Raw genomic sequence first — 18,144 nt, 5'->3', positions numbered from 1 at the left:
CACGCGGAGCGCTACTGGGCCAGCCAGAGGTGCTTGTAGATCGAGAAGCTCGGCGTGGAGTCCCCCCGATAGCCCATGACGTTCTCCCAGACGACGTCGTAGTCGGCGGTGAGGATGGTGAACGCCGCTGGGCCCCGCTCGGCGAGGATGCGGTCCGCCTGCTGGTAGAGCTCGGCGCGTTCCTCCTGCGAGGCCGAGGCACGGGCCTCCTCGATGAGGGCGTCGAACTCCTCGTCGCTCCAGTTGGCGTAGTTGAGGCCGCCGTCCGTGGTGAACGCGGCGGAGAACCGCTCGTCGGGGTCGGCGCGCAGCCCGAAGCCGCTCTGGTACATGTCGAAGTCACCCGACCCGGTGATCTCGCGGGACACCGCCGCGTCGACCGGATTGATCGTGATCTCGATGCCGATCTGGGCCAGCTGCGCCTGCTCGACCTCTGCCTGCCGGACCTGGAAGGCCGAGGTTCCGATCACGGTGAGCTCGGCCTCGAAGCCGTCCTCGTAACCCGCCTCGGCGAGCAGCTCGCGTGCACGCTCGAGGTCCGGCTCGCCGTAGACGGCCTCCTGGAGCCCGCCCATGCGGTCGGGCGGCAGGTACCCACCGTTGAGCGGGATGCCCTGCCCCTGGTTGGCGACGTCGAGCAGCTCCTGCCGATCGAGCGCGAGGAAGATCGCCTGCCGCACGCGCTCGTCGTCGAAGGGCTCCCGGGCGGTGTTGAGCAGCAGGTGGAGCGACAGGGAGCCGGAGCCTCCGTACCACTTGAGGTTCTCGTCCTCCTTGAGGCTGTCGATGAACTCCGGCGCCGGACGGAAGAGGAGGTCGACGCTGTTGCTGCGGATGGCCGCCGCACGCGCGTTGTCGTCGGGGTTGAAGGTGAAGTCGATGCCCTCGAGGTAGGGAAGCTCGGGGTGCCAGTAGTTCTCGTTGGCCGTGAGCCGAAGGTTCCGGCCCACGTTGTGCTCGGCGAAGACGAACGGGCCGGTGCCGCCTCCGGGCGGCGTGTCGAGACCCGTGCTCTCCACGACCTCCCGGTCCACCACCGAGGAGGAGAGCGCACTGAGCAGGAAGAGCATCGGCGAGTGCGGCCGCGAGAGGTTGATGACCAGGGTGGACGGGTCCGGTGCCTCGAGGGACTCGATCGCCGAGTAGCTCGAGGCGTTCGGCGCCAACGTGGCGGGGTCCATGACCCGCTCGAGGGAGTAGATGACATCCTCGGCCGCCATCGGTCGGCCGCTGTGGAAGACGACGTCCTCACGCAGGTCGAAGGTGTACGTGAGCTGGTCCTCGGAGATCTCCCACGACTCGGCGAGGAGCGGCTCGATCTCACCGCGGACGTTCTCGACGAGACCCTCGTAGACCAGGGCGCCCGAGATGATGCCCGTGGTGTCGGTCGCGACGTGAGGGTCGATCTGGTCGGCGTCCAGCCGCGCCAGGAACCGCAGGGTCCCGCCGTACTGCGGCTCGTGGTCGTCGATGTCGGGGTCCTGCAGATGGACGTCGGTGATGGCCGGCGGTGCCGTCGGGTCACCCCCGGCGGACGTGGTGGGGTCTCCCGACGGCGGGGCTCCCCCGCTCGAGCACGCCGACAGCGCGATCGCCACCAGGCCGGTGCCCACCAGGCCTCGAGATATGCGGCTTCGTCTCATGTCACACTCCATTCTCGGGTTGAACGCCGGAGAAACACCTTCGGAGGCTCGCTGAGGGCGGCAGGCGTGCACCAATGCACGATCGCACGTTCAATGAGGACGCCGTTCGGTATGTTAATGCTACGGCCCGACCGGCCGGCGGTACATAGAAGTTATTGGACCGTTACGGGTTCGACGAGAAACTACGAGAATCGTAGACAATTGACTCGCGGCCAGCAGCGAGATGCCCCACGGACGTGGGGTCGCCGAGTTCCAGGACGCGCAGGAATGCACGTTTGGCTGCCGCCGGGTGACCGTTGTACAGGTACCAGGTGCCCACGCCGTGACCGAGCGTGGCGATGGCGAGCGGGTCGTTGACGTCGTTCTTGAGCAGGTCCTGCGGCCTCAGCTCCCCGCGGTACATCCGCAGCCGTTGCACGTACCAGCCCCGCAGCGTGTTGGGCACCGACGGCGAGTCGAGCAGCTCGGGGTCGTAGGCGATGTCATCCAGGGCGGGCAGCACCGCCGCCGCCTCCTCGTCACGCCCGGCTCGCCGCAGGGACATGTACTCCCAGTCCAGCGCGGTGACGATCTGGTGGTCGTCCACGGCCGCCCGCCGCGCACGGCTGAAAGCCTCAGCCGCACCGGCAAAGTCGCCGGTGAGGTAGCGGGCCAGCCCGAGGTGGTGCCACGTCGTCGCGTGGAGCGTCCCTCGAGCCGCGTGCGCGGCGTCGGGCAGCTCGTCGACCGGTGTGCGCTGGTCACGCACACGCTCCCCACGACCGAGGACGAGGTTGACGACGTCCTGCTCGACCGCGCTTCGGTAGAACTCGCGGGAATCAGGCAGACCGCCCAGCCCGTCGGCGGCGCGCGTGAGGTCGCTCAGGGCGCCCGGCAGGTCGCGCGCAATGAGTCGTTTAATTCCCCTCAATTGCAGCAGACGGACGTCGTCGGGATGGTCGTGCAATCCTTCGGAAAGGATAGCCAAGGCATCCTGATTATTCGCTAGATAGCCTTTGAGCCGGGCCGCCAGAATGTAGCGGTCGACGTCACTGAGTGTTGCCACCGTCCACCCTTCCCAATGCCGTCGTCGTGCGATGGCCCCACCGTTTGTCGAGCTCGCGCACCGTCGATTCGGTGAGCTCGAACTCGAGCGCCAGCAACCGCTCCGGCGACACCGGCAGTGCCAGTACCTCGTCGCGGACGCCGAAGGAGTAGACGATGGCGTGGCTCCCGCGCGCGACCTCCAGGAGGCGCGCGTCGTCGGGGGGCGTCCCCTCCTCCCAGGCCACCACCTCCACGGGCTCGACCCTGAGCATCGCGAGGATGGTCGTCACCGCGCGCTTCTCGGTGACGAGCGTGTAGGGCAGGTCCGGCCCGACCCGGGCGAGCGCGCGGCGACTGCGCTCGGTGATCTCGGCTCGCACCCCGATGATCTCGGCCGCGACGCCCCAGTCGTCGAGCGCACGCTCAACCTCCGGTACGCGCGAGGCGAAGGCCAGGACGGTGTACGCGGTGTCCAGCCGGGCGCGCAGGGCCGGGTCCCGCGCGAGGATGTCCGCCATCGAGTGCGGGACGAAGGTGACGTCCGCCCCGGAGAAGCGCTCGTCGAGGTCCGCCGCGTAGCTGCGCGCATGGGCTGCGTTCACCCCGAGGAAGACCACGGGCACCGGTTCGCGCGCGCTCAGGAGAGCTGCCGCAACGCGCTGCTGCGTCTGTGCCGCGTCGAAGCCCAGCGCGCGGGCGCGCAGCGTGAGGGAGGCGACGGCGGCGTCGAGCATCCGCTCCCGGGTGAGGACGTCACCGGACCGGCCGCTCAGAGTGCGCACGACAGACCCGCGGCCCCGGAGGGAGGCGGTCAGGCCGGCGTGCGCAAGCTCGCGGTAGGCCTGCATCACGGTTCCGGGATTGACCCCCAGGTGGCCGGCGAGCACCCGGACCGCAGGAAGCTGGACCCCGTCGGGCAGCTCACCGGTGAGGATCAGCTGTTTGAGCTGGAGCACGATCTGCAGGTAGAGCGGCGTCGCATCGTTCGCGATGATCCGTAGAGGCAGGCTCGCCGCAGGCATGGCCACGGCGGTCGGCTCGGCAGGCCCCGCGGGCGAGGCGCTCACGCGTCGCCCCGCGCGTGCTGGCTCCCGTGGTGGTCCATGGGGCCTCCTCGCTGAGCGGACGGTGTGCTGGCGTGTTGGTTCACCGACACACTAGGGCGACCACCATGGCCGGACCATGGGCGTCTCACGTTTCGGGAAAGTGGCACGCCACCGTGTGGCCGGGTGTGATCTCCAGCAGCGGGGGCGGGACCTCGGCGCACAGCTCCTGCGCCTTCCAGCACCGCGTGCGGAAGCGACAGCCCGACGGCGGCCTGAGGGGGCTAGGGATGTCGCCACGCAGGATGATGCGCTCCCGCTTCGACTCCACGACCGGGTCCGGGATCGGGACCGCGGACAGCAGCGAGTGCGTGTAGGGGTGCGCCGGATTGAGGTAGAGCTCGTCGCGGTCGGACAGCTCGACGATCGTGCCGAGGTACATCACGGCGATCCGGTCGGACAGGTGGCGCACGACGGCGAGGTCGTGGGCGATGAACAGGAAGGTGATCCCGAGGCTCTCCTGGAGGGACTCGAGCAGGTTGATCGTCTGCGCCTGGACGGAGACATCCAGCGCGGAGACCGGCTCGTCAGCGACCACGAAGTCGGGCTCGACCGCCAGGGCGCGGGCGATCCCGGTGCGCTGCCGCTGGCCACCGGAGAACTCGTGGGGGTAACGACGCGCCCAGTCCGGGTTGAGCCCGACGGTCCTGAGGATCTCCGCCACCCGGTCGCCGCGGTCCCGGGCAGTGCCGACGCGGTGGACGAGCAGGGAGTCGGCGATCGTCTGGCCGATGGTCATCCGCGGGTTCAGCGACGCGTAGGGGTCCTGGAAGATCATCTGCATCCGCCTGCGGGCGGAACGCAGCTCGCGGGTGCCGAGAGTGGTGAGCTCGGTGCCGCCGAAGCGCACCGAGCCGCCCGCCGGCCGGTCGAGCTGGAGGAGCGCGCGGCCGGTCGTCGACTTGCCGCTGCCCGACTCTCCCACCATCCCGAGGGTCTCCCCCCGGCGGATCTCGAAGCTGATGCCGTCCACCGCGGTCAGCGTCCGGCGCCTGGCGCCGGCCCCGCCTCCGACTTTGAACTCCACGCGAAGATCGGTGGCCTCGACAAGGTTCTCGGTACTGGTCACGACGTCAGGCATCGGTGCTCGCCTCCTCGGCGCTCAGTCGTTGCGCGGCGCGCCAGTCGACACCGCGCAACCACCCCCCGTCGGGTTCGGGCGACATCCCCCAGCACCGCGCCAGGTGGGCGTCCGGCCCGTCGCCGACCTCGACGAGCTGCGGTGCGCGCTCGGCGCAGACCGGTCGGGCGAACGGACAGCGCGGCTGGTACCGGCACCCGGGTGGTGGGTTCGACATGTCTGGTGGCGAGCCCTTGATGGGGACGAGCTTTGTCGAGCGCGGCTCGTCCAGGCGAGGGATCGAGGCGAGCAGCCCCCACGTGTACGGCATCTTCGGGCTGGCGAAGAGCTCACGGGTCGAGGCCGACTCCACGATCTGGCCGCCGTACATGACGTTGACCCGCTCGGCCATCCCGGCGACGATCCCGAGGTCGTGACTGATGAGGATGACGGCGGTGCCGAGCTCGCGGGTGAGACGTCGCAGGAGGTCGAGGATCTGCGCCTGGATCGTCACGTCCAGCGCGGTCGTGATCTCGTCGGCGACGATGAGCTTCGGGTCGCACGCGAGCGCGATGGCGATCATCACGCGCTGACGCATCCCGCCGGAGAACTGGTGCGGGTAGGACCGCAGCCGGCTCTCCGGCTCCGAGATCCCCACGAGCTCAAGGAGCTCGACCGCTCGACGCCGAGCCTGGCGCCGGTCGAGCCCACGGTGCAGACGCACCGACTCGGTGAGCTGCCGCCCGACCGTGAGCGCCGGGTTGAGGGACGTCATCGGGTCCTGGAAGACCATGGCGATGCCGGTGCCACGGAGCGCGCGGACGTCCTTCGCGCTCATCTGGAGGACGTCCCGCCCCTCGTAGAGCACCTCGCCACCGACGACGCGAGCGGCCGGTCCCTTGATGAGACCCATGATCGACAGGGCGGTCACCGACTTGCCAGAACCAGACTCGCCGACGAGCGCGAGCGTCTCCCCCTCGTCCACGTCGAGGCTGACGTCGTCCACGGCGCGGACGACCGTCGACCTGCCGTGGAACTCGGTCTGCAGGTTCTTCACGTCGAGGAGCACGGCTGATTCTCCGTCCCTTGTGCGACTCTCGTGAGTGCGCAGGTGAGATCTACGTTGTTCGGATGGCGGGAGTGTTGCAGATACGAGAGTCGTAGTCTAGCGTTCCCCAAAACGTCGACGTGATGGGAGGCGGAGTGTCGGACCGTTCGAAGGCAGTGGACCGCCGCATCATCGAGGAGCTCACCCGGGATGCCCGGCAGAGCAACGTCTCCCTGGGCAAGGCCGTGGGACTCACCGAGGGCGCCGTACGGCGGCGCATCGAGAACCTCGTGGCGTCCGGGACACTGCGATTCCAGGCACAGGTCGATCCGTCGTTCCTCGGCATGCAGTCGCACGCACTGCTTCGCGTCCGGTGCGCTCCCCACCTCATCGACGAGGTCATCGCCGCCATGCGCACGATGCCTGAGCTCGAGCGCATCTACCTGTGCACCGGGCAGTTCGACATCACGGCGGTCGGACACTTCGAGTCGACCGCTGCCCTGCGTGACTTCGCCATGAGCCGGCTCGGGTCCGTCGACGGCGTGGTCGAGATGCAGTCCGAGCTCATCCTCGACACGTTCGTGCCGGCCCCGCAGGCAGACGCGGCGAGCGGGTCCCCCACGGACGACACCCCAGGAGGGGCCGCATGATCAGGGCCATCGCGCTGCGCTTCCTCGCGGCGATCCCCGTCCTCGTCGGGATCTCCGTGATCTCGTTCGTCATCGTGCGCCTCGTTCCCGGCGACGTGGTCGACTCCATCCTCGGCGTCGAGTACTCCGACCCCGCCCTCGAGGCGGAGATGCGCAGGTACTTCGGGCTGGACAAACCCCTGCACGCCCAGTTCGTCGACTGGTTCGCGGCCCTGCTCCGGGGCGACCTCGGGTTCTCCTACCGGACCGGCCGCCCGGTCCTGGACGAGATCCTCACCCGCTTCCCTGCCACGGCAGAGCTCGCGATCAGCGCGCTCGTCGTCTCGGTGATCATCGCGATCCCCTTCGGCGTCCTCTCCGCCACCCGGCGCAACGGCGTGCTGGACTCCGTGACGCGTTTCGTCTCGCTCCTCGGGCTGTCGGTCCCCAACTTCTGGCTCGGCATCCTCATGATCTCCCTGTTCTCGGTACAGCTGCGCTGGTTCCCCTCAGGCGGGTCGGTGCCCTTCTCCTTCAGCTGGGACTACTTCCAGTACCTCGTCCTGCCGGCGACGGCGCTGGGCACGAGCCTGGCCGCCGTCACCGTGCGGATGACCCGTTCCTCGATGCTGGAGGTGCTCGGGCAGGACTACATCCGCACGGCCGAGTCCAAGGGCCTGCGCCCACGGACGGTCATCGGGACGCACGGCCTGCGCAACGCGCTCATCCCCGTCGTCACCGTCGTCGGCATCCAGGCCGGCGCCCTGCTCGGCGGCACCGTCGTGGTCGAGCAGGTCTTCTCCTGGCCCGGGCTCGGGACCCTCGTCATCAACGCCATCGGCAACCGCGACTACGCCGTCGTCCAGGGAACCGTGCTGTTCCTCGCCGCCTTCTACGTCGCCGTGAGCCTCATCGTCGACATCCTCTACCTCTACCTTGACCCGAGGTTGCGCCGTGGCTAGCCAGACTCAAGTACCCGCGCCCGTCCCATCGACCGTGCCGGCCGCCGTCCCCCGGGCCCGGCGCAGCGGCCGCCTGAACGTGCTCGCCACGCTCCGCCGTGACCGCATCGGCATGCTCGGCGCCGTCCTCGTTGTGGTCATCACGGTGACCGCCGTGCTGGCGCCCTGGATCGCACCGTTCGACCCTCTCGCGATGTCCTCCGGCAACCGCCTCGTCGGCCCGAGCTCCACCTTCCTCCTCGGCTCGGACGAGGCCGGCCGCGACCTGCTGAGCCGGGCGCTGTACGGGGCCCGCACCTCGCTCACGGTGAGCCTGACAGTCGTCACCCTCGCGGGCCTCATCGGGGTGGCGCTCGGCCTGGTGTCCGGGTACTACCGGGGCATCCTCGACGGCGTGACCATGCGGTTCATGGACATCCTCTTCGCCTTCCCGACCCTCCTCCTGGCGCTGGCCGTGGTCTCCACCCTCGGGCCGGAGGTCCGCAACCTCGTCCTGGCACTGGTCGTCGTCTTCGTGCCGAGCTTCGCGCGGGTGACCCGCGGAGCTGCGCTCGCCGTCGGCGCCGAGCCCTACGTCGAGGCTGCGCGGTCGGTCGGGGTGTCGAACTTCCGGATCATCACCCGGTACGTCCTCCCCAACGTCATGGCTCCCATCGCCGTGCAGTTCACGATCAGCCTGGCCAATGCCATCCTCGTCGAGGCCTCGCTCGGGTACCTCGGCCTGGGGGTGCCGCCGCCCACGCCGTCCTGGGGCGCGATGCTCGCCTCCGGCAAGGCGTTCATCGAGCTGTCCATGTGGCCGTCGGTGGTGCCGGGCCTGTTCATCATGCTCACGGTGCTGGGGTTCAACCTCCTCGGGGACGCCCTGCGCGACTCCTTGGACCCTCGGCTGCGCGCGCGGATCTGACCCACATCCGGCCGCACGGGAGCGGCCCGTTCGGAGGGCACGATGGAGCACTTCCTCAATCTCATCGACGGTCGCTGGACGGGTGAGCCGGTCCACCCTGACGTCAACCCGTCGAGCCGGCGCGACGTCCTGGGCCTGTCGTGCCAGGCCGGTGCGCACGACGTGGACGAGGCGGCCGCGGCCGCCCGCCGCGCCCAGCCGGGCTGGGCGCGCACCTCGCACGCGGAACGCGCCGCGATCCTTGCCCGCGTCGCGGATCGCATCGCCCGCGACGCGGGCACACTGGCACGCACGCTCGCCCGTGAAGAGGGCAAGACGCTCGCCGAGGCCACCGGCGAGGTCACCCGTGCCGCGGGGACGTTCCGCTACTTCGCCGACGCCCTCCTCCAACCGGTGGGTGAGGTCTACCAGGGCCTGCAGCCCGGGACGCGGGTCCACACCGTGCGCCGGCCGGTGGGCGTCGTCGGCGTGATCACGCCATGGAACTTCCCCATCGCCATTCCCGCGTGGAAGGTCGCTCCCGCTCTGGCCTTCGGCAACGCCGTCGTCTTCAAGCCGGCTGACCTCGTCCCCGCCACCGCGTTCCGGCTGGCGAGGATCCTCGATGACTGCGGTGTGCCCGCCGGGGTGTTCAACCTCGTCGCCGGGCCGGGTGCGACCGTCGGGGCGCGCATCGCCACGTGCCCCGACATCGACGCCGTCACGTTCACCGGGTCCACGGCGGTGGGAACCAGCCTCGCCGGCTCGGCGGTCACCAGCGGGCTGAAGAAGGTCCAGCTCGAGATGGGCGGGAAGAACGCGCTGCTCGTCATGGAGGACGCCGACCTCGACGCCGCCGCCCAGGCCGCGTGCGACGGCGCCTTCGGGGCGACCGGCCAACGCTGCACCGCGGCCAGCCGGCTGCTCGTGCACACCTCGGTCCACGACGAGTTCGTCGACCGCCTGGCGGCGCGGATCCGGCGGATCGTCGTCGGCCCGGCCCTCGACCCGGCCACGACGATGGGTCCGGTCGTCAGCGAGAGCCAGCTCGCGTCGGACCTCGAGGGGATCGCGGCCGCTCGCGCGGAGGGGGCCGAGCTCGCCGTCGGGGGCAACGTCGTCGAGGATCTCCCTGAGGGCAACTTTCTGCGTCCGGCGCTGTTCACCGGGACGACGGCGAGGATGCCGCTCAACCGCGAGGAGCTGTTCGGACCGGTCGCCGCCGTCGTCGAGGTGGCGGCCTACGAGGAGGCGCTCGCGGTGGCCAACGACGTCGACTACGGGCTCTCGGCGGCGATCTTCACCTCCTCGCTACCGACCGCCTCGCACTTCCAACGGCACAGCGAGGCCGGCATGATCATGATCAACCGCTCGACGGCGGCGACGGACCTTCACGTCCCGTTCGGCGGGATGAAGGCCTCGAGCTACGGCGCCCGCGAGCAGGGGCGCGCGGCGCAGGACTTCTTCACCACGCTCGCGACCGTCTACACCGCCGGGGAGACGTGGTGAGCCAGCCGCACGTCGTCGTCCTCGAGCCCATTGCGGACTCCGGTCTCCGGGTGCTCCGCTCCCGGTGCGACGTCACAGTCCTCGACGGCACAGCGGATGCCAGGCGCGACGCCTCCCTGGCGACGTGTGCGGCGCTGGTGGTCCGCTCGACCCCGGTGACCGCGGAGCTCATCAACCGCGCGCCACGGCTACGCGTCATCGGCCGGCACGGTGCCGGGCTGGACAACATCGACCTCGACCACGCCCGGGCGGTGGGCATCGCCGTCGTCAACACGCCGCACAGCAACGCGGAGTCGGTCGCGGAGTACGCCCTGACGGTCATGCTCCTGCTCGTCAAGGGGGTGCTCGGCGCGAGCCGGGCGCTACATGCCGGGGAGCTCTCCACGCCAGGCAGGTCGTTGCCCGGCCAGGTCGTCGCGAGCGGGTACGTCGGGCACGAGATCACCACACGTCGCCTCGGGGTCGTCGGCTTCGGGGCAATCGGGCGCGCGGTGGCGTGCAAGGCGATGGCCTTGGGAATGGACGTCGCGGCGTACGACCCGTACGTCGAGGGGACGGTCATGGAGCTCGCCGGGGTGCGGCGGGTCGAGACGCTCGACGAGCTCCTCACCGGGTCCGACGTCGTCAGCCTGCACGTACCGGGGCGGCCGGGGCAGCCGCTCCTCGGCGAACGGGAGCTCGCGCTGCTTCCGCCAGGGGCGATCCTCGTCAACTCCGCCCGGGCGTCCCTCGTGGAGCCGACGGCGCTCGTCGCGGCGGTCGAGCGCGGCCGCATCACTGCTGCTGCGTTGGACGTGTTCGACCCCGAACCCCCGCCGGCGGCCTCTCCCCTGCTGCACACGCCCGGCATCTTCTGCACGCCGCACATGGCCGCGATGACGCACGAGGCCCTGGATCGCATGGCCGTCGACGTCGCCAACGCGGTCCTCGAGGCGCTCGGCCTCCCCTAGCGCGACCGCATCCCGTCCCGCTCCCGGCGCAGCGGGATGCGTACGCCGGGAGCCGAGATCAGAACCGCGTCACTCGACGGGGATGATGACGCCCTGGTACTCGTCGGTGATGAACTGCGCCATCTCCTCGGAGGTGAGGAGCTCGAAGAGCGTGGCGATGCGGGGGTCGTCGGCGAGCTCCGGCGTCGTCGTGAGCACGTTGTAGTAGTCGCTGTCGCTCTCCTCGGCGAGGATCTGCTGGTCCTCGGTGAGGCCGGCCGGCAGGGCGAACGCGGCGGTGACGATCGCGGCGTCCTGGTCCTCGACGGCCTGCGGGAGGGTGGCGTTCTCGATCTCGACGAACTCGATGTTCCGCGGGTTCGCGGTGATGTCGTTCACCGTGATCGGCTCGTCGGTGGTCTCGATGAGGCCCTCGGCGGCGAGCAGCTTGAGCGCACGGCCCTCGTTGGTGGGGTCGTTGGGGATGGCGACCGTGGCGCCGTCGGGCAGCTCGTCCAGCGAGTCGTAGTCGTTGGAGTACAGGCCCATCCGCGGGAGGTACACCTCGCCGACCGAGACAAGGTCCTCGCCGCTGGCCTCGTTGTAGGTCTCCATGAACGTCGTGTTCTGGAAGAGGTTGGCGTCGACGTCCCCGTCGGTGAGCGCGGGGTTCGGGGTGTTGTAGTCGCTGAACTCGACGAACTCGACCGTGAGGCCCTCGGCCGGGGCGAGCTCCTCGGCGACGAACCGGAGCATGTCGCCCGCGGGGACGGCGAGCGCCCCCACGCGGATGGTGTCGGTCTCCGCCTCGGCGGTTCCGGCGTCGTCGCTGGCTCCCCCGCACGCGGTGAGGGCGAGGGCGGCGACGGCGGCGAGGGGCAGGGTGCGGGTGAGGCGCATGGCGATTCCTTCTAGCGGTGGGAGGCGCGTCGGGCGACGTAGTTCCCGAGGGACTGGAGGACCTGGACGATGAGGACGAGGAGCACGACGACGACGAGCATGTACTCGAGGCTGTAGCGCTGGTAGCCGTAGCGGAAGGCGACGTCGCCGAGGCCGCCGCCGCCGACGGCACCGACCATCGCGGAGTAGCCGATGAGGCCGACGACGGTGGTCGACAGGCCGAGGGCGAGCGCGGGCACCGCCTCGGCGAGCAGCACCTTCGTCATGATCGTGCGCTTCGTGGCGCCGAGGGAGACGGCGGCGTCGACGACGCCCCGGGGCACCTCGCGGATGGCGATCTCCACGAGCCGCGCGAAGAACGGGATCCCCGCGATGGTGAGCGGCACGATCGCGGCCGTCGGGCCGATGAACGAGCCCACGACGAGCCGCGTGAACGGGATGAGCAGGATCATGAGGATGATGAACGGGATCGAGCGGCCGACGTTGACCACGACGTCGAGCAGCCGGTTGAGCACCCGCCCGAGCGTGCGGGAGCCGAACGGCTTGGCGTAGAGGCCGCCCTCCTCCGTCGTGACGAGGAGGACGCCGACGGCGATCCCGAGGACGACGGTGATCGCCAGCGCCGCGAAGACCATGTAGAGCGTCTCCCAGGTCGCGGCCGTCACCACGCCGGCGAGGTCGGACCAGAAGTCCGGGTCGTCGCGGTCGATCATCGGACCACCTCCACGAAGAGCCCCTGCGAGCGCAGGTAGGTGAGCGCGGTGTCCACCTGGGTGCCGGTGCCGGGGATCTCCAGGCGGGTGCGCCCGGTCTGGGTCCCGCCGTGGATCGTCTCGATCGCCGCCCCGAGGATCGCGACGTCGAGGCCGTGCTCGCGCGCCAGGCGGGCGATCACCGGCTCCGACGAGGTCTGCCGGGTGAACGTGACGTCGACGATCCGCGTGCCGCGCGCGGGCGGCAGCTCACCGAGCTGGAAGAGCTCGGCCGCCAGGCGCGAGCCGGGGGTGGTGAGGAGCTGCTCCATGGGGCCGTGCTCGAGGATGCGCCCGTTCTCCATGAGCGCCGCGGAGTCGCAGATGCGCTTGATGACGTCCATCTCGTGGGTGATGAGCAGGACGGTGAGGCCGAGCTCGCGGCTGAGCCGGCGGATGAGGTCGAGGACCGAGCGCGTGGTCTCCGGGTCCAGTGCCGAGGTGGCCTCGTCGGAGAGCAGGACGTCCGGGCTGTCGGCGAGCGCGCGGGCGATGCCGACGCGCTGCTTCTGGCCGCCGGAGAGCTGCGCCGGGTAGGCGCCGGCGCGGTCGGACAGCCCGACGAGGTCGATGATCTCCGCCGCGCGAGCCCGCCGCGCGCCGCGCCCGACCCCGGCGATCTCGAGGGCGAGCTCGACGTTGCCCGTCGCCGTGCGGGAGCTGAGGAGGTTGAAGTGCTGGAAGATCATCCCGGCGCTGCGGCGGGCCTCGCGCAGCTCGCGGCCGCGGAGCTCGGAGATCGTCCGCCCGGCGACCACGACGGTGCCGGAGTCGGGCTTCTCCAAGGCGTTGACGGTGCGGATGAGGGTGGACTTGCCCGCCCCGGACTGGCCGACGATCCCGAAGATCTCCCCCGGCTCGACGCGCAGGCTCACGTGGTCGAGCGCGCGCACCTCGCCCTTGGCCGTGTGGAAGGTCTTGGACACGTCCACGAGATCGATCAACCGGGCCTCCTGACGTGCACGAGGCGCGCAGGGGTGCGGCGCGTCGTGGGCAAGCCCCAGGCTCCGACGTGGGACGGGCTATGTCCAACGCTAGAGACGAGCGTCTCAGGATGTGGCGCGACACCCGGCGCATCGTCCGGCGCGGCAGCACCGCTCGGCGGGTCCGCCGCCCCTGACGGCTACGGGGCCGGCCGCGACGAGCCCCCCGACGTCCAGCCCGACTCGTGGAGGCGCTCGAAGGCGTCGAGGAGGAGGTCGAGCGTGAACTCGAACTCGAACTGCTCGTCGCACCCCTGCCCCGCACGGCCATCGTCACCGTCGGTGGCCGCCTGGGTGATCGCCGCGATGTGCGGGTAGGCCCGCGCCAGGTGCCGCATCGTCTCCGCCGCCGCGACGGGATCGACAGGTGCGACCGGCGCCGCGGGGGGCGCGGGGCCGTCGAAGGCCTCGGGGCTGAACCCCCAGATGCGATGTCCGAGGGCGTGCATGACGTGGTGGGTGAGGTCGGCCGAGAACCCGCCTGCGATGAACGCGCCGGCGACGGCGTCCATGTAGGCGAGGACGGTCGGCGTCCGCGTGGTGCGCGACTCGATGACCTGGCGGGCCCACGGGTGCGCGAGGAGGGCCCGCCGCGCAGCAAGGACCCGGCCGCGCACGGCGTCCTTCCAGCCGCCGTCCACGGGCTGGTGCGCATGGGAGGCGACGACGACGTCGACCATGCCACCCAGCAGGTCGTCCTTGTTGGCCACGTGCTTGTAGAGGGCCATCGGGACGACACCGAGCCGAGCCGCGAGGTTGCGCATGCTCACCGCCTCGATGCCCTGCTCGTCGGCCAGCTCGACGGCGGCGCGGAGCGCCAGCTCGCGCGTCAGCGGGACCCGTCCTGCAGCGCCCGACCGTGCCACGTGCGTCCTCCGATCCGTCGTTGACAGGTGTACACCGTACGCCTACGCTCACGACCCATCAAGGTGTACGCCGTACACCTTGGCCCGCACCGGATCGGAAGGCCCCCTCATGTCCCCCAGACTCCCCCGCATCGCGGGTGCGCTCTACCTCCTCACCGTCGTCACCTCCATCCCAGCGCTCGCCCTCAAGGACCCCCTCCTCCGTGACACCGCTGTCCTCTCCGACGGCGCGTCCCGCCTGGCCTGGGCCGGCCTCCTCGAGCTCGTGCTCGCCGCCGCGTGCATCGGCACGGCCGCGTGCCTGTTCCCGGTGATACGGCGGCACAGCGAGGTCGCCGCGCTCGGCTTCCTCGCGGCCCGGACCGTCGAGGGCGCGCTCATCGCCGTCGGCGTGATGAGCATGCTGTCGCTGGCAACGGTCCACCGCGCCGACGGCGCCGGGGCCGATGCCCTCGCCGGGGCCGACGCGACCCTCATCGCCCTCCACGACTGGGCCTTCCTTCTCGGCCCAGGGCTCGTCCCCGCCGTCAACGCCCTGTGCCTCGGGTACGCCCTCTACCGCTTCCGGCTCGTACCGCGGGTCATCCCAGCGCTCGGCCTGCTCGGCGCGCCCCTCCTGCTGGTCTCCGCCCTGGGTTCGCTGTTCGGCGCCGTCGACCAGGTCTCCGGGCTCGCGGGACTTGCCGCGCTGCCGATCGCCCTGTGGGAGATCTCCCTGGGGCTGTGGCTGGTCCTCAAGGGCGTCGAGCCCCGCGCCCTCACCCGCCGCGCGACCAGCGACGAGACCGAGCGCGGCATGAACGACGAGCCTGCCCCGACGGCACAGCGGCGCACGGTCGAGCGCTCCTAGCCACCGGCGAGGTCGCTCATCCCCGCAGCCGCGCCAGCCCCTCGGCCGCCCGGTGCAGGACGCTCTCCCGCTTGACGTAGGTGAAGCGCACCCACGAGCGCAGGCCCTGCGCCGTCGCCGACCCGGCGGCGCAGAAGGCGGAGACGGGGATGCCGACCACCCCGGCGAGCTCGGGCAGGCGGCGGCACAGGTCGACGGCGTCGTCGAAGCCGAGCGGGGCGGCGTCGGCGACGACGAAGTACGTCCCGGCCGGGCGGACCGTGACGAACCCGGCGGCGTCGAGGGACTCGACGAGCAGGTCGCGGCGCTCCTGGAGGGAGGTCCTCAGGCCGGTGACGTACTCCCCCGTGCGGCCGTCCTCGTCGGAGAGCGCCCCGGCGACGGCGTACTGGAACGGTCCCGAGGCGACGTACGTGAGGAACTGCTTGACGGTGCGGACCGCGGTGACGAGCTCGGCCGGACCGTGGACCCAGCCGACCTTCCAGCCGGTGAAGGACAGCGACTTCCCGGCGGAGGAGATCGTCAGCGTGCGGCCCGCCGCGGCGGGCAGGGTGGCGAGCGGGACATGACGGACGCCGTCGTAGGTGAGGTGCTCGTAGACCTCGTCGGTGACGATGACGGCGTCCCGGGCGGCGGCGAGCTCGGCGAGGAGGGTGAGCTCGGCGGTGGTGAGCACGGTGCCGGTGGGGTTGTGCGGGGTGTTGACGAGGACGAGGCGCGTGCGGTCGGTGAACGCCGCGCGCGCGTCGTCGGGGTCGAGGTGGAAGCCGTCCGGCCCGGGGCGCAGCGCGATCGTGCGGTGGGTCGCGCCGGCCATGGCGATCGAGGCGGCGTAGGAGTCGTAGTACGGCTCGATCGTCAGCACCTCGTCGCCCGGGCCGGCGAGGGCGAGGATCGTCGCGGCGATCGCCTCGGTGGCGCCGGCGGTGACGAGCACCTCGGTGCCCGGGTCGACGGTGAGGCCGTAGTGGCGCCCCTGGTGGGCGGCGACCGCCTCCCGCAGCTGCGGGATGCCGGCGCCCGGCGGGTACTGGTTGTGGCCGGCGCGGATCGCGGCGACGGCGGCGTCCTTGAGGTGCTCCGGGCCGTCGACGTCGGGGAACCCCTGGCCGAGGTTGACGGCGCCCGTGCGGGCGGCGAGCTCGGACATCTCGGCGAAGATCGTCTGGGCCACCGCGCCCGACGGCGAGAGCAGGCCCGCCCCACGCGCAACGTCGAGCCACCGTTCGGTACGCATGGCGGTCATCCTCCCACCGCGGCGCGTGGGCCCGCAGAGCCCGTCCAGGTGGCCGCCGCGACCCGCCCACGGGCACGCACGCCTGACGCGCTCCTCGCGGCTCGGGTCCGGCTGCTCGTGCGGCTGCGACGACGGCGCGCCGCCCGCGCTCGCCTCACCTGCGCTCGGCGGCCTTCTCCTTCACCCAGCTCTCCAGCCAGCTTCCCTCCGTGGGCAGCGGCTCGGGCGGGTCGAGCACGAGCAGGCTGTTGAGGTCGAGGTTGAGGTGCTGACCGAACGCGGGCAGCACCTCCGTGCGGAAGCGCTCCGGGTGGTCACGGACGAGCAGGAGGATCCGGTTGCCCGACCCCTGCTCCCGCGCCTCCCCTACCAGCCAGCCGCCCGCGTACTCCTCGTCGAAGCGCCCGGACAGCCCGCCGTGCTCGCCCGGCTTCTCGGAGGTGACGAGCGGCGTCTGCCCGGCAGGACTGACGTCCACGTCGTCCAGCTCGGCCACGGCATGCCGGCGGCGCCGTCGTAGCTCCGCCTCGTCCAGCACGGAGGTGAGCGGGTAGGCGGTCCACTCCCGGACGCTCGCGAACGAACCGAGCGAGGTCCTGGAGAAGGGCGCGCGGAACGCCACCTGGAGGAACTGCTCCTGCAACGCCGTCGCGGCGTCGACCCGGAGGCCCCGCTTGCGCCCGGCGAGGATCACGAGGTGGTCCTGCGCGAGCGCGGCGACCCGGGACGCCTCCCTGGCGCCGAGGGCCGGCACGAATCCGAGCAGCGCCAGACCAGCGGCGGCGAGGTAGACGTCCCAGGCAGGGCCGTCGTAGGTCGGGAGCCACAGGGCGAAGAGCACGGCTGCCCCGGCAGCGACCCAGAGGAGCACGGCCGGGACCTTGAGCCAACCGGCGAACCCCGAGAACGGTTCCACCACGGGCAGCCCACGGGCCAGCTGCCCCGGGCGCGCTCCGGCCCAGCGGACCGCGTACCGCGCATCGGCGAGAGCGATGACGGGCCGCATGAACGAGAGCGTCCAGCGGGCCAGCAGTGCGAGAGCGAGCGGAACTACGAGCGCGAGCGCGACCAGACGCCCGCCGTCACCCGTGAGGTCGCCGAGCGCCTCGAACGGGTCGGAGGCCGCGCCGTCCTCGCTCGAGGCGACCATGCCGAGCACGAGGGCCGTGACGGCCGCCAGGACGAAGATCGCAGCCAGGACCCAGAACAGCCGGGACAGCACCGACGCCAGGCGCTCCGCGCGGAGCCCGTCGGGGTGGTCGAGGCGCCGGGCCGTCAGGAAGTCGCGACCGTCCTGCACGCTCGCACCCGTGCGGACCGGCCGGTTGGCGAGGAGCACGTCGATGGCTGCGCTGCGGCTGTCCGCGCCCACGAGCCGGTCGATCTCCTTGGCACCGAGCAGCCGGCGGAGCCGGCCGGCAGCACGCCGCTGCTGGTCCCCGGACATCTTGCTGACGATACCCACTCGGACTCCCTCGCAAGCCCGATCTGGTCTCTCGCCGCCGCGCAGCCGGCCGTGCCTCGCCCTACGCCGTGGCGCCCCTGGTGGGCGGCGACCGCCTCCCGCAGCTGCGGGATGCCGGCGCCCCCGCGGGTACTGGTTGACCCCGTCGCAGATGGCGGCGACGGCGGCATCCTTGAGGTGCTCCGGGCCGTCGACGTCGGGGAAACCCTGGCCGAGGTTGACCGCGCCGGTGCGGGTGCCAGCTCGGACATCTCCGCGAAGATCGTCGGGGCGACGGAGCCGGACGGGTCGAGGAG

17 protein-coding genes and 1 pseudogene are annotated in these 18,144 nt (G+C 71.3%); 6 read left to right on the top strand and 12 right to left on the bottom strand.

Features of this window, described 5'->3' with window-relative positions:
• Positions 1-11 precede the first annotated feature (11 nt).
• The 5 genes from EBO36_RS04240 to EBO36_RS04215 all read right to left on the bottom strand — a co-directional run bounded on the left by EBO36_RS04240 (position 12) and on the right by EBO36_RS04215 (position 5,901).
• The gene (locus EBO36_RS04240; protein ID WP_164471340.1) at positions 12-1,643 is read right to left on the bottom strand and encodes an ABC transporter substrate-binding protein; all 1,632 of its coding nucleotides are present in this window, start codon (positions 1,641-1,643) and stop codon (positions 12-14) included.
• Positions 1,644-1,806: 163 nt separating this feature from the next.
• A complete protein-coding gene (locus EBO36_RS04235) occupies positions 1,807-2,688 on the bottom strand; it encodes a tetratricopeptide repeat protein (RefSeq protein ID WP_164471339.1) in 882 nt (293 codons plus the stop codon).
• Entirely contained in the window at positions 2,672-3,736 is a 1,065-nt protein-coding gene (locus EBO36_RS15430; RefSeq protein WP_222928769.1) for a GntR family transcriptional regulator, read from the bottom strand. The genes EBO36_RS04235 and EBO36_RS15430 overlap by 17 nt, the downstream gene beginning before the upstream one ends.
• Positions 3,737-3,860: 124 nt before the next feature.
• The gene (locus EBO36_RS04220; RefSeq protein WP_122823512.1) at positions 3,861-4,853 is read right to left on the bottom strand and encodes an ABC transporter ATP-binding protein; all 993 of its coding nucleotides are present in this window, start codon (positions 4,851-4,853) and stop codon (positions 3,861-3,863) included.
• Positions 4,846-5,901 carry an ABC transporter ATP-binding protein gene (locus EBO36_RS04215; protein ID WP_122823511.1) on the bottom strand — a complete coding sequence of 352 codons (1,056 nt, stop codon included), beginning with the start codon at positions 5,899-5,901 and terminating at the stop codon, positions 4,846-4,848. The genes EBO36_RS04220 and EBO36_RS04215 overlap by 8 nt, the downstream gene beginning before the upstream one ends.
• Positions 5,902-6,056: 155 nt before the next feature.
• Here EBO36_RS04215 and EBO36_RS04210 point away from each other — a divergent pair, with 155 nt between their 5' ends.
• Genes EBO36_RS04210 through EBO36_RS04190 form a run of 5 tightly spaced genes read left to right on the top strand, consistent with a single transcriptional unit; the run spans position 6,057 to position 10,816 of the window.
• Positions 6,057-6,530, top strand: coding sequence for an Lrp/AsnC family transcriptional regulator (locus EBO36_RS04210; RefSeq protein WP_164471338.1), 474 nt, complete (start codon positions 6,057-6,059; stop codon positions 6,528-6,530).
• On the top strand, positions 6,527-7,471 hold the full coding sequence (gene nikB / locus EBO36_RS04205; RefSeq protein WP_122823509.1) for a nickel ABC transporter permease: 945 nt from the start codon (positions 6,527-6,529) through the stop codon (positions 7,469-7,471). The genes EBO36_RS04210 and nikB overlap by 4 nt, the downstream gene beginning before the upstream one ends.
• A 34-nt stretch (positions 7,472-7,505) precedes the next feature.
• Positions 7,506-8,378 (top strand): ABC transporter permease, encoded by an 873-nt coding sequence (locus tag EBO36_RS04200; protein ID WP_222928768.1) that lies wholly within the window; start codon positions 7,506-7,508, stop codon positions 8,376-8,378.
• 42 nt (positions 8,379-8,420) lie between these two features.
• Complete coding sequence (locus EBO36_RS04195; protein ID WP_122823508.1) at positions 8,421-9,866, top strand: aldehyde dehydrogenase family protein; 1,446 nt, start codon at positions 8,421-8,423, stop codon at positions 9,864-9,866.
• On the top strand, positions 9,863-10,816 hold the full coding sequence (locus EBO36_RS04190; protein ID WP_164471337.1) for a hydroxyacid dehydrogenase: 954 nt from the start codon (positions 9,863-9,865) through the stop codon (positions 10,814-10,816). The genes EBO36_RS04195 and EBO36_RS04190 overlap by 4 nt, the downstream gene beginning before the upstream one ends.
• 69 nt (positions 10,817-10,885) lie before the next feature.
• Here EBO36_RS04190 and EBO36_RS04185 read toward each other — a convergent pair whose 3' ends face one another.
• The 4 genes from EBO36_RS04185 to EBO36_RS04170 all read right to left on the bottom strand — a co-directional run bounded on the left by EBO36_RS04185 (position 10,886) and on the right by EBO36_RS04170 (position 14,296).
• Positions 10,886-11,695 (bottom strand): MetQ/NlpA family ABC transporter substrate-binding protein, encoded by an 810-nt coding sequence (locus tag EBO36_RS04185; protein ID WP_122823506.1) that lies wholly within the window; start codon positions 11,693-11,695, stop codon positions 10,886-10,888.
• An 11-nt stretch (positions 11,696-11,706) separates the two neighbouring features.
• On the bottom strand, positions 11,707-12,408 hold the full coding sequence (locus EBO36_RS04180) for a methionine ABC transporter permease (RefSeq protein WP_122823505.1): 702 nt from the start codon (positions 12,406-12,408) through the stop codon (positions 11,707-11,709).
• Positions 12,405-13,391 carry a methionine ABC transporter ATP-binding protein gene (locus EBO36_RS04175; protein ID WP_122823504.1) on the bottom strand — a complete coding sequence of 329 codons (987 nt, stop codon included), beginning with the start codon at positions 13,389-13,391 and terminating at the stop codon, positions 12,405-12,407. Before EBO36_RS04175 ends, EBO36_RS04180 begins: the two co-directional genes overlap by 4 nt.
• Before the next feature lie 179 nt (positions 13,392-13,570).
• Positions 13,571-14,296 carry a TetR/AcrR family transcriptional regulator gene (locus EBO36_RS04170; protein WP_122823503.1) on the bottom strand — a complete coding sequence of 242 codons (726 nt, stop codon included), beginning with the start codon at positions 14,294-14,296 and terminating at the stop codon, positions 13,571-13,573.
• A 109-nt stretch (positions 14,297-14,405) separates the two neighbouring features.
• Here EBO36_RS04170 and EBO36_RS04165 point away from each other — a divergent pair, with 109 nt between their 5' ends.
• Positions 14,406-15,146 carry a DUF4386 domain-containing protein gene (locus EBO36_RS04165; RefSeq protein WP_122823502.1) on the top strand — a complete coding sequence of 247 codons (741 nt, stop codon included), beginning with the start codon at positions 14,406-14,408 and terminating at the stop codon, positions 15,144-15,146.
• A 16-nt stretch (positions 15,147-15,162) separates the two neighbouring features.
• Here EBO36_RS04165 and EBO36_RS04160 read toward each other — a convergent pair whose 3' ends face one another.
• The 3 genes and pseudogenes from EBO36_RS04160 to EBO36_RS15640 form a co-directional block, all read right to left on the bottom strand.
• The gene (locus EBO36_RS04160; RefSeq protein WP_122823501.1) at positions 15,163-16,383 is read right to left on the bottom strand and encodes a pyridoxal phosphate-dependent aminotransferase; all 1,221 of its coding nucleotides are present in this window, start codon (positions 16,381-16,383) and stop codon (positions 15,163-15,165) included.
• 154 nt (positions 16,384-16,537) lie between these two features.
• Positions 16,538-17,848 carry a hypothetical protein gene (locus EBO36_RS04155; RefSeq protein WP_164471336.1) on the bottom strand — a complete coding sequence of 437 codons (1,311 nt, stop codon included), beginning with the start codon at positions 17,846-17,848 and terminating at the stop codon, positions 16,538-16,540.
• A 71-nt stretch (positions 17,849-17,919) separates the two neighbouring features.
• A pseudogene (locus EBO36_RS15640) lies at positions 17,920-18,099 on the bottom strand (aminotransferase); the annotation flags it as partial.
• Between the last annotated feature and the right edge of the window lie 45 nt (positions 18,100-18,144).

Source organism: Georgenia faecalis (genome assembly GCF_003710105.1).
GTDB classification, from domain to species: domain Bacteria; phylum Actinomycetota; class Actinomycetes; order Actinomycetales; family Actinomycetaceae; genus Georgenia_A; species Georgenia_A faecalis.
Note: the sequence above shows the minus strand (reverse complement) of the source record. Positions and strands in the feature narration are given on the sequence as shown.

What these genes read in the sequence shown, in the direction of transcription:
- EBO36_RS04160 (WP_122823501.1), bottom strand. Translation starts at nt 16,383, where the DNA reads ATGCGTACCGAACGGTGGCTCGACGTTGCGCGTGGGGCGGGCCTGCTC.
- nikB (WP_122823509.1), top strand. Translation starts at nt 6,527, where the DNA reads ATGATCAGGGCCATCGCGCTGCGCTTCCTCGCGGCGATCCCCGTCCTC.
- EBO36_RS04180 (WP_122823505.1), bottom strand. Translation starts at nt 12,408, where the DNA reads ATGATCGACCGCGACGACCCGGACTTCTGGTCCGACCTCGCCGGCGTG.
- EBO36_RS04165 (WP_122823502.1), top strand. Translation starts at nt 14,406, where the DNA reads ATGTCCCCCAGACTCCCCCGCATCGCGGGTGCGCTCTACCTCCTCACC.
- EBO36_RS04195 (WP_122823508.1), top strand. Translation starts at nt 8,421, where the DNA reads ATGGAGCACTTCCTCAATCTCATCGACGGTCGCTGGACGGGTGAGCCG.
- EBO36_RS04185 (WP_122823506.1), bottom strand. Translation starts at nt 11,695, where the DNA reads ATGCGCCTCACCCGCACCCTGCCCCTCGCCGCCGTCGCCGCCCTCGCC.
- EBO36_RS04220 (WP_122823512.1), bottom strand. Translation starts at nt 4,853, where the DNA reads ATGCCTGACGTCGTGACCAGTACCGAGAACCTTGTCGAGGCCACCGAT.
- EBO36_RS04240 (WP_164471340.1), bottom strand. Translation starts at nt 1,643, where the DNA reads ATGAGACGAAGCCGCATATCTCGAGGCCTGGTGGGCACCGGCCTGGTG.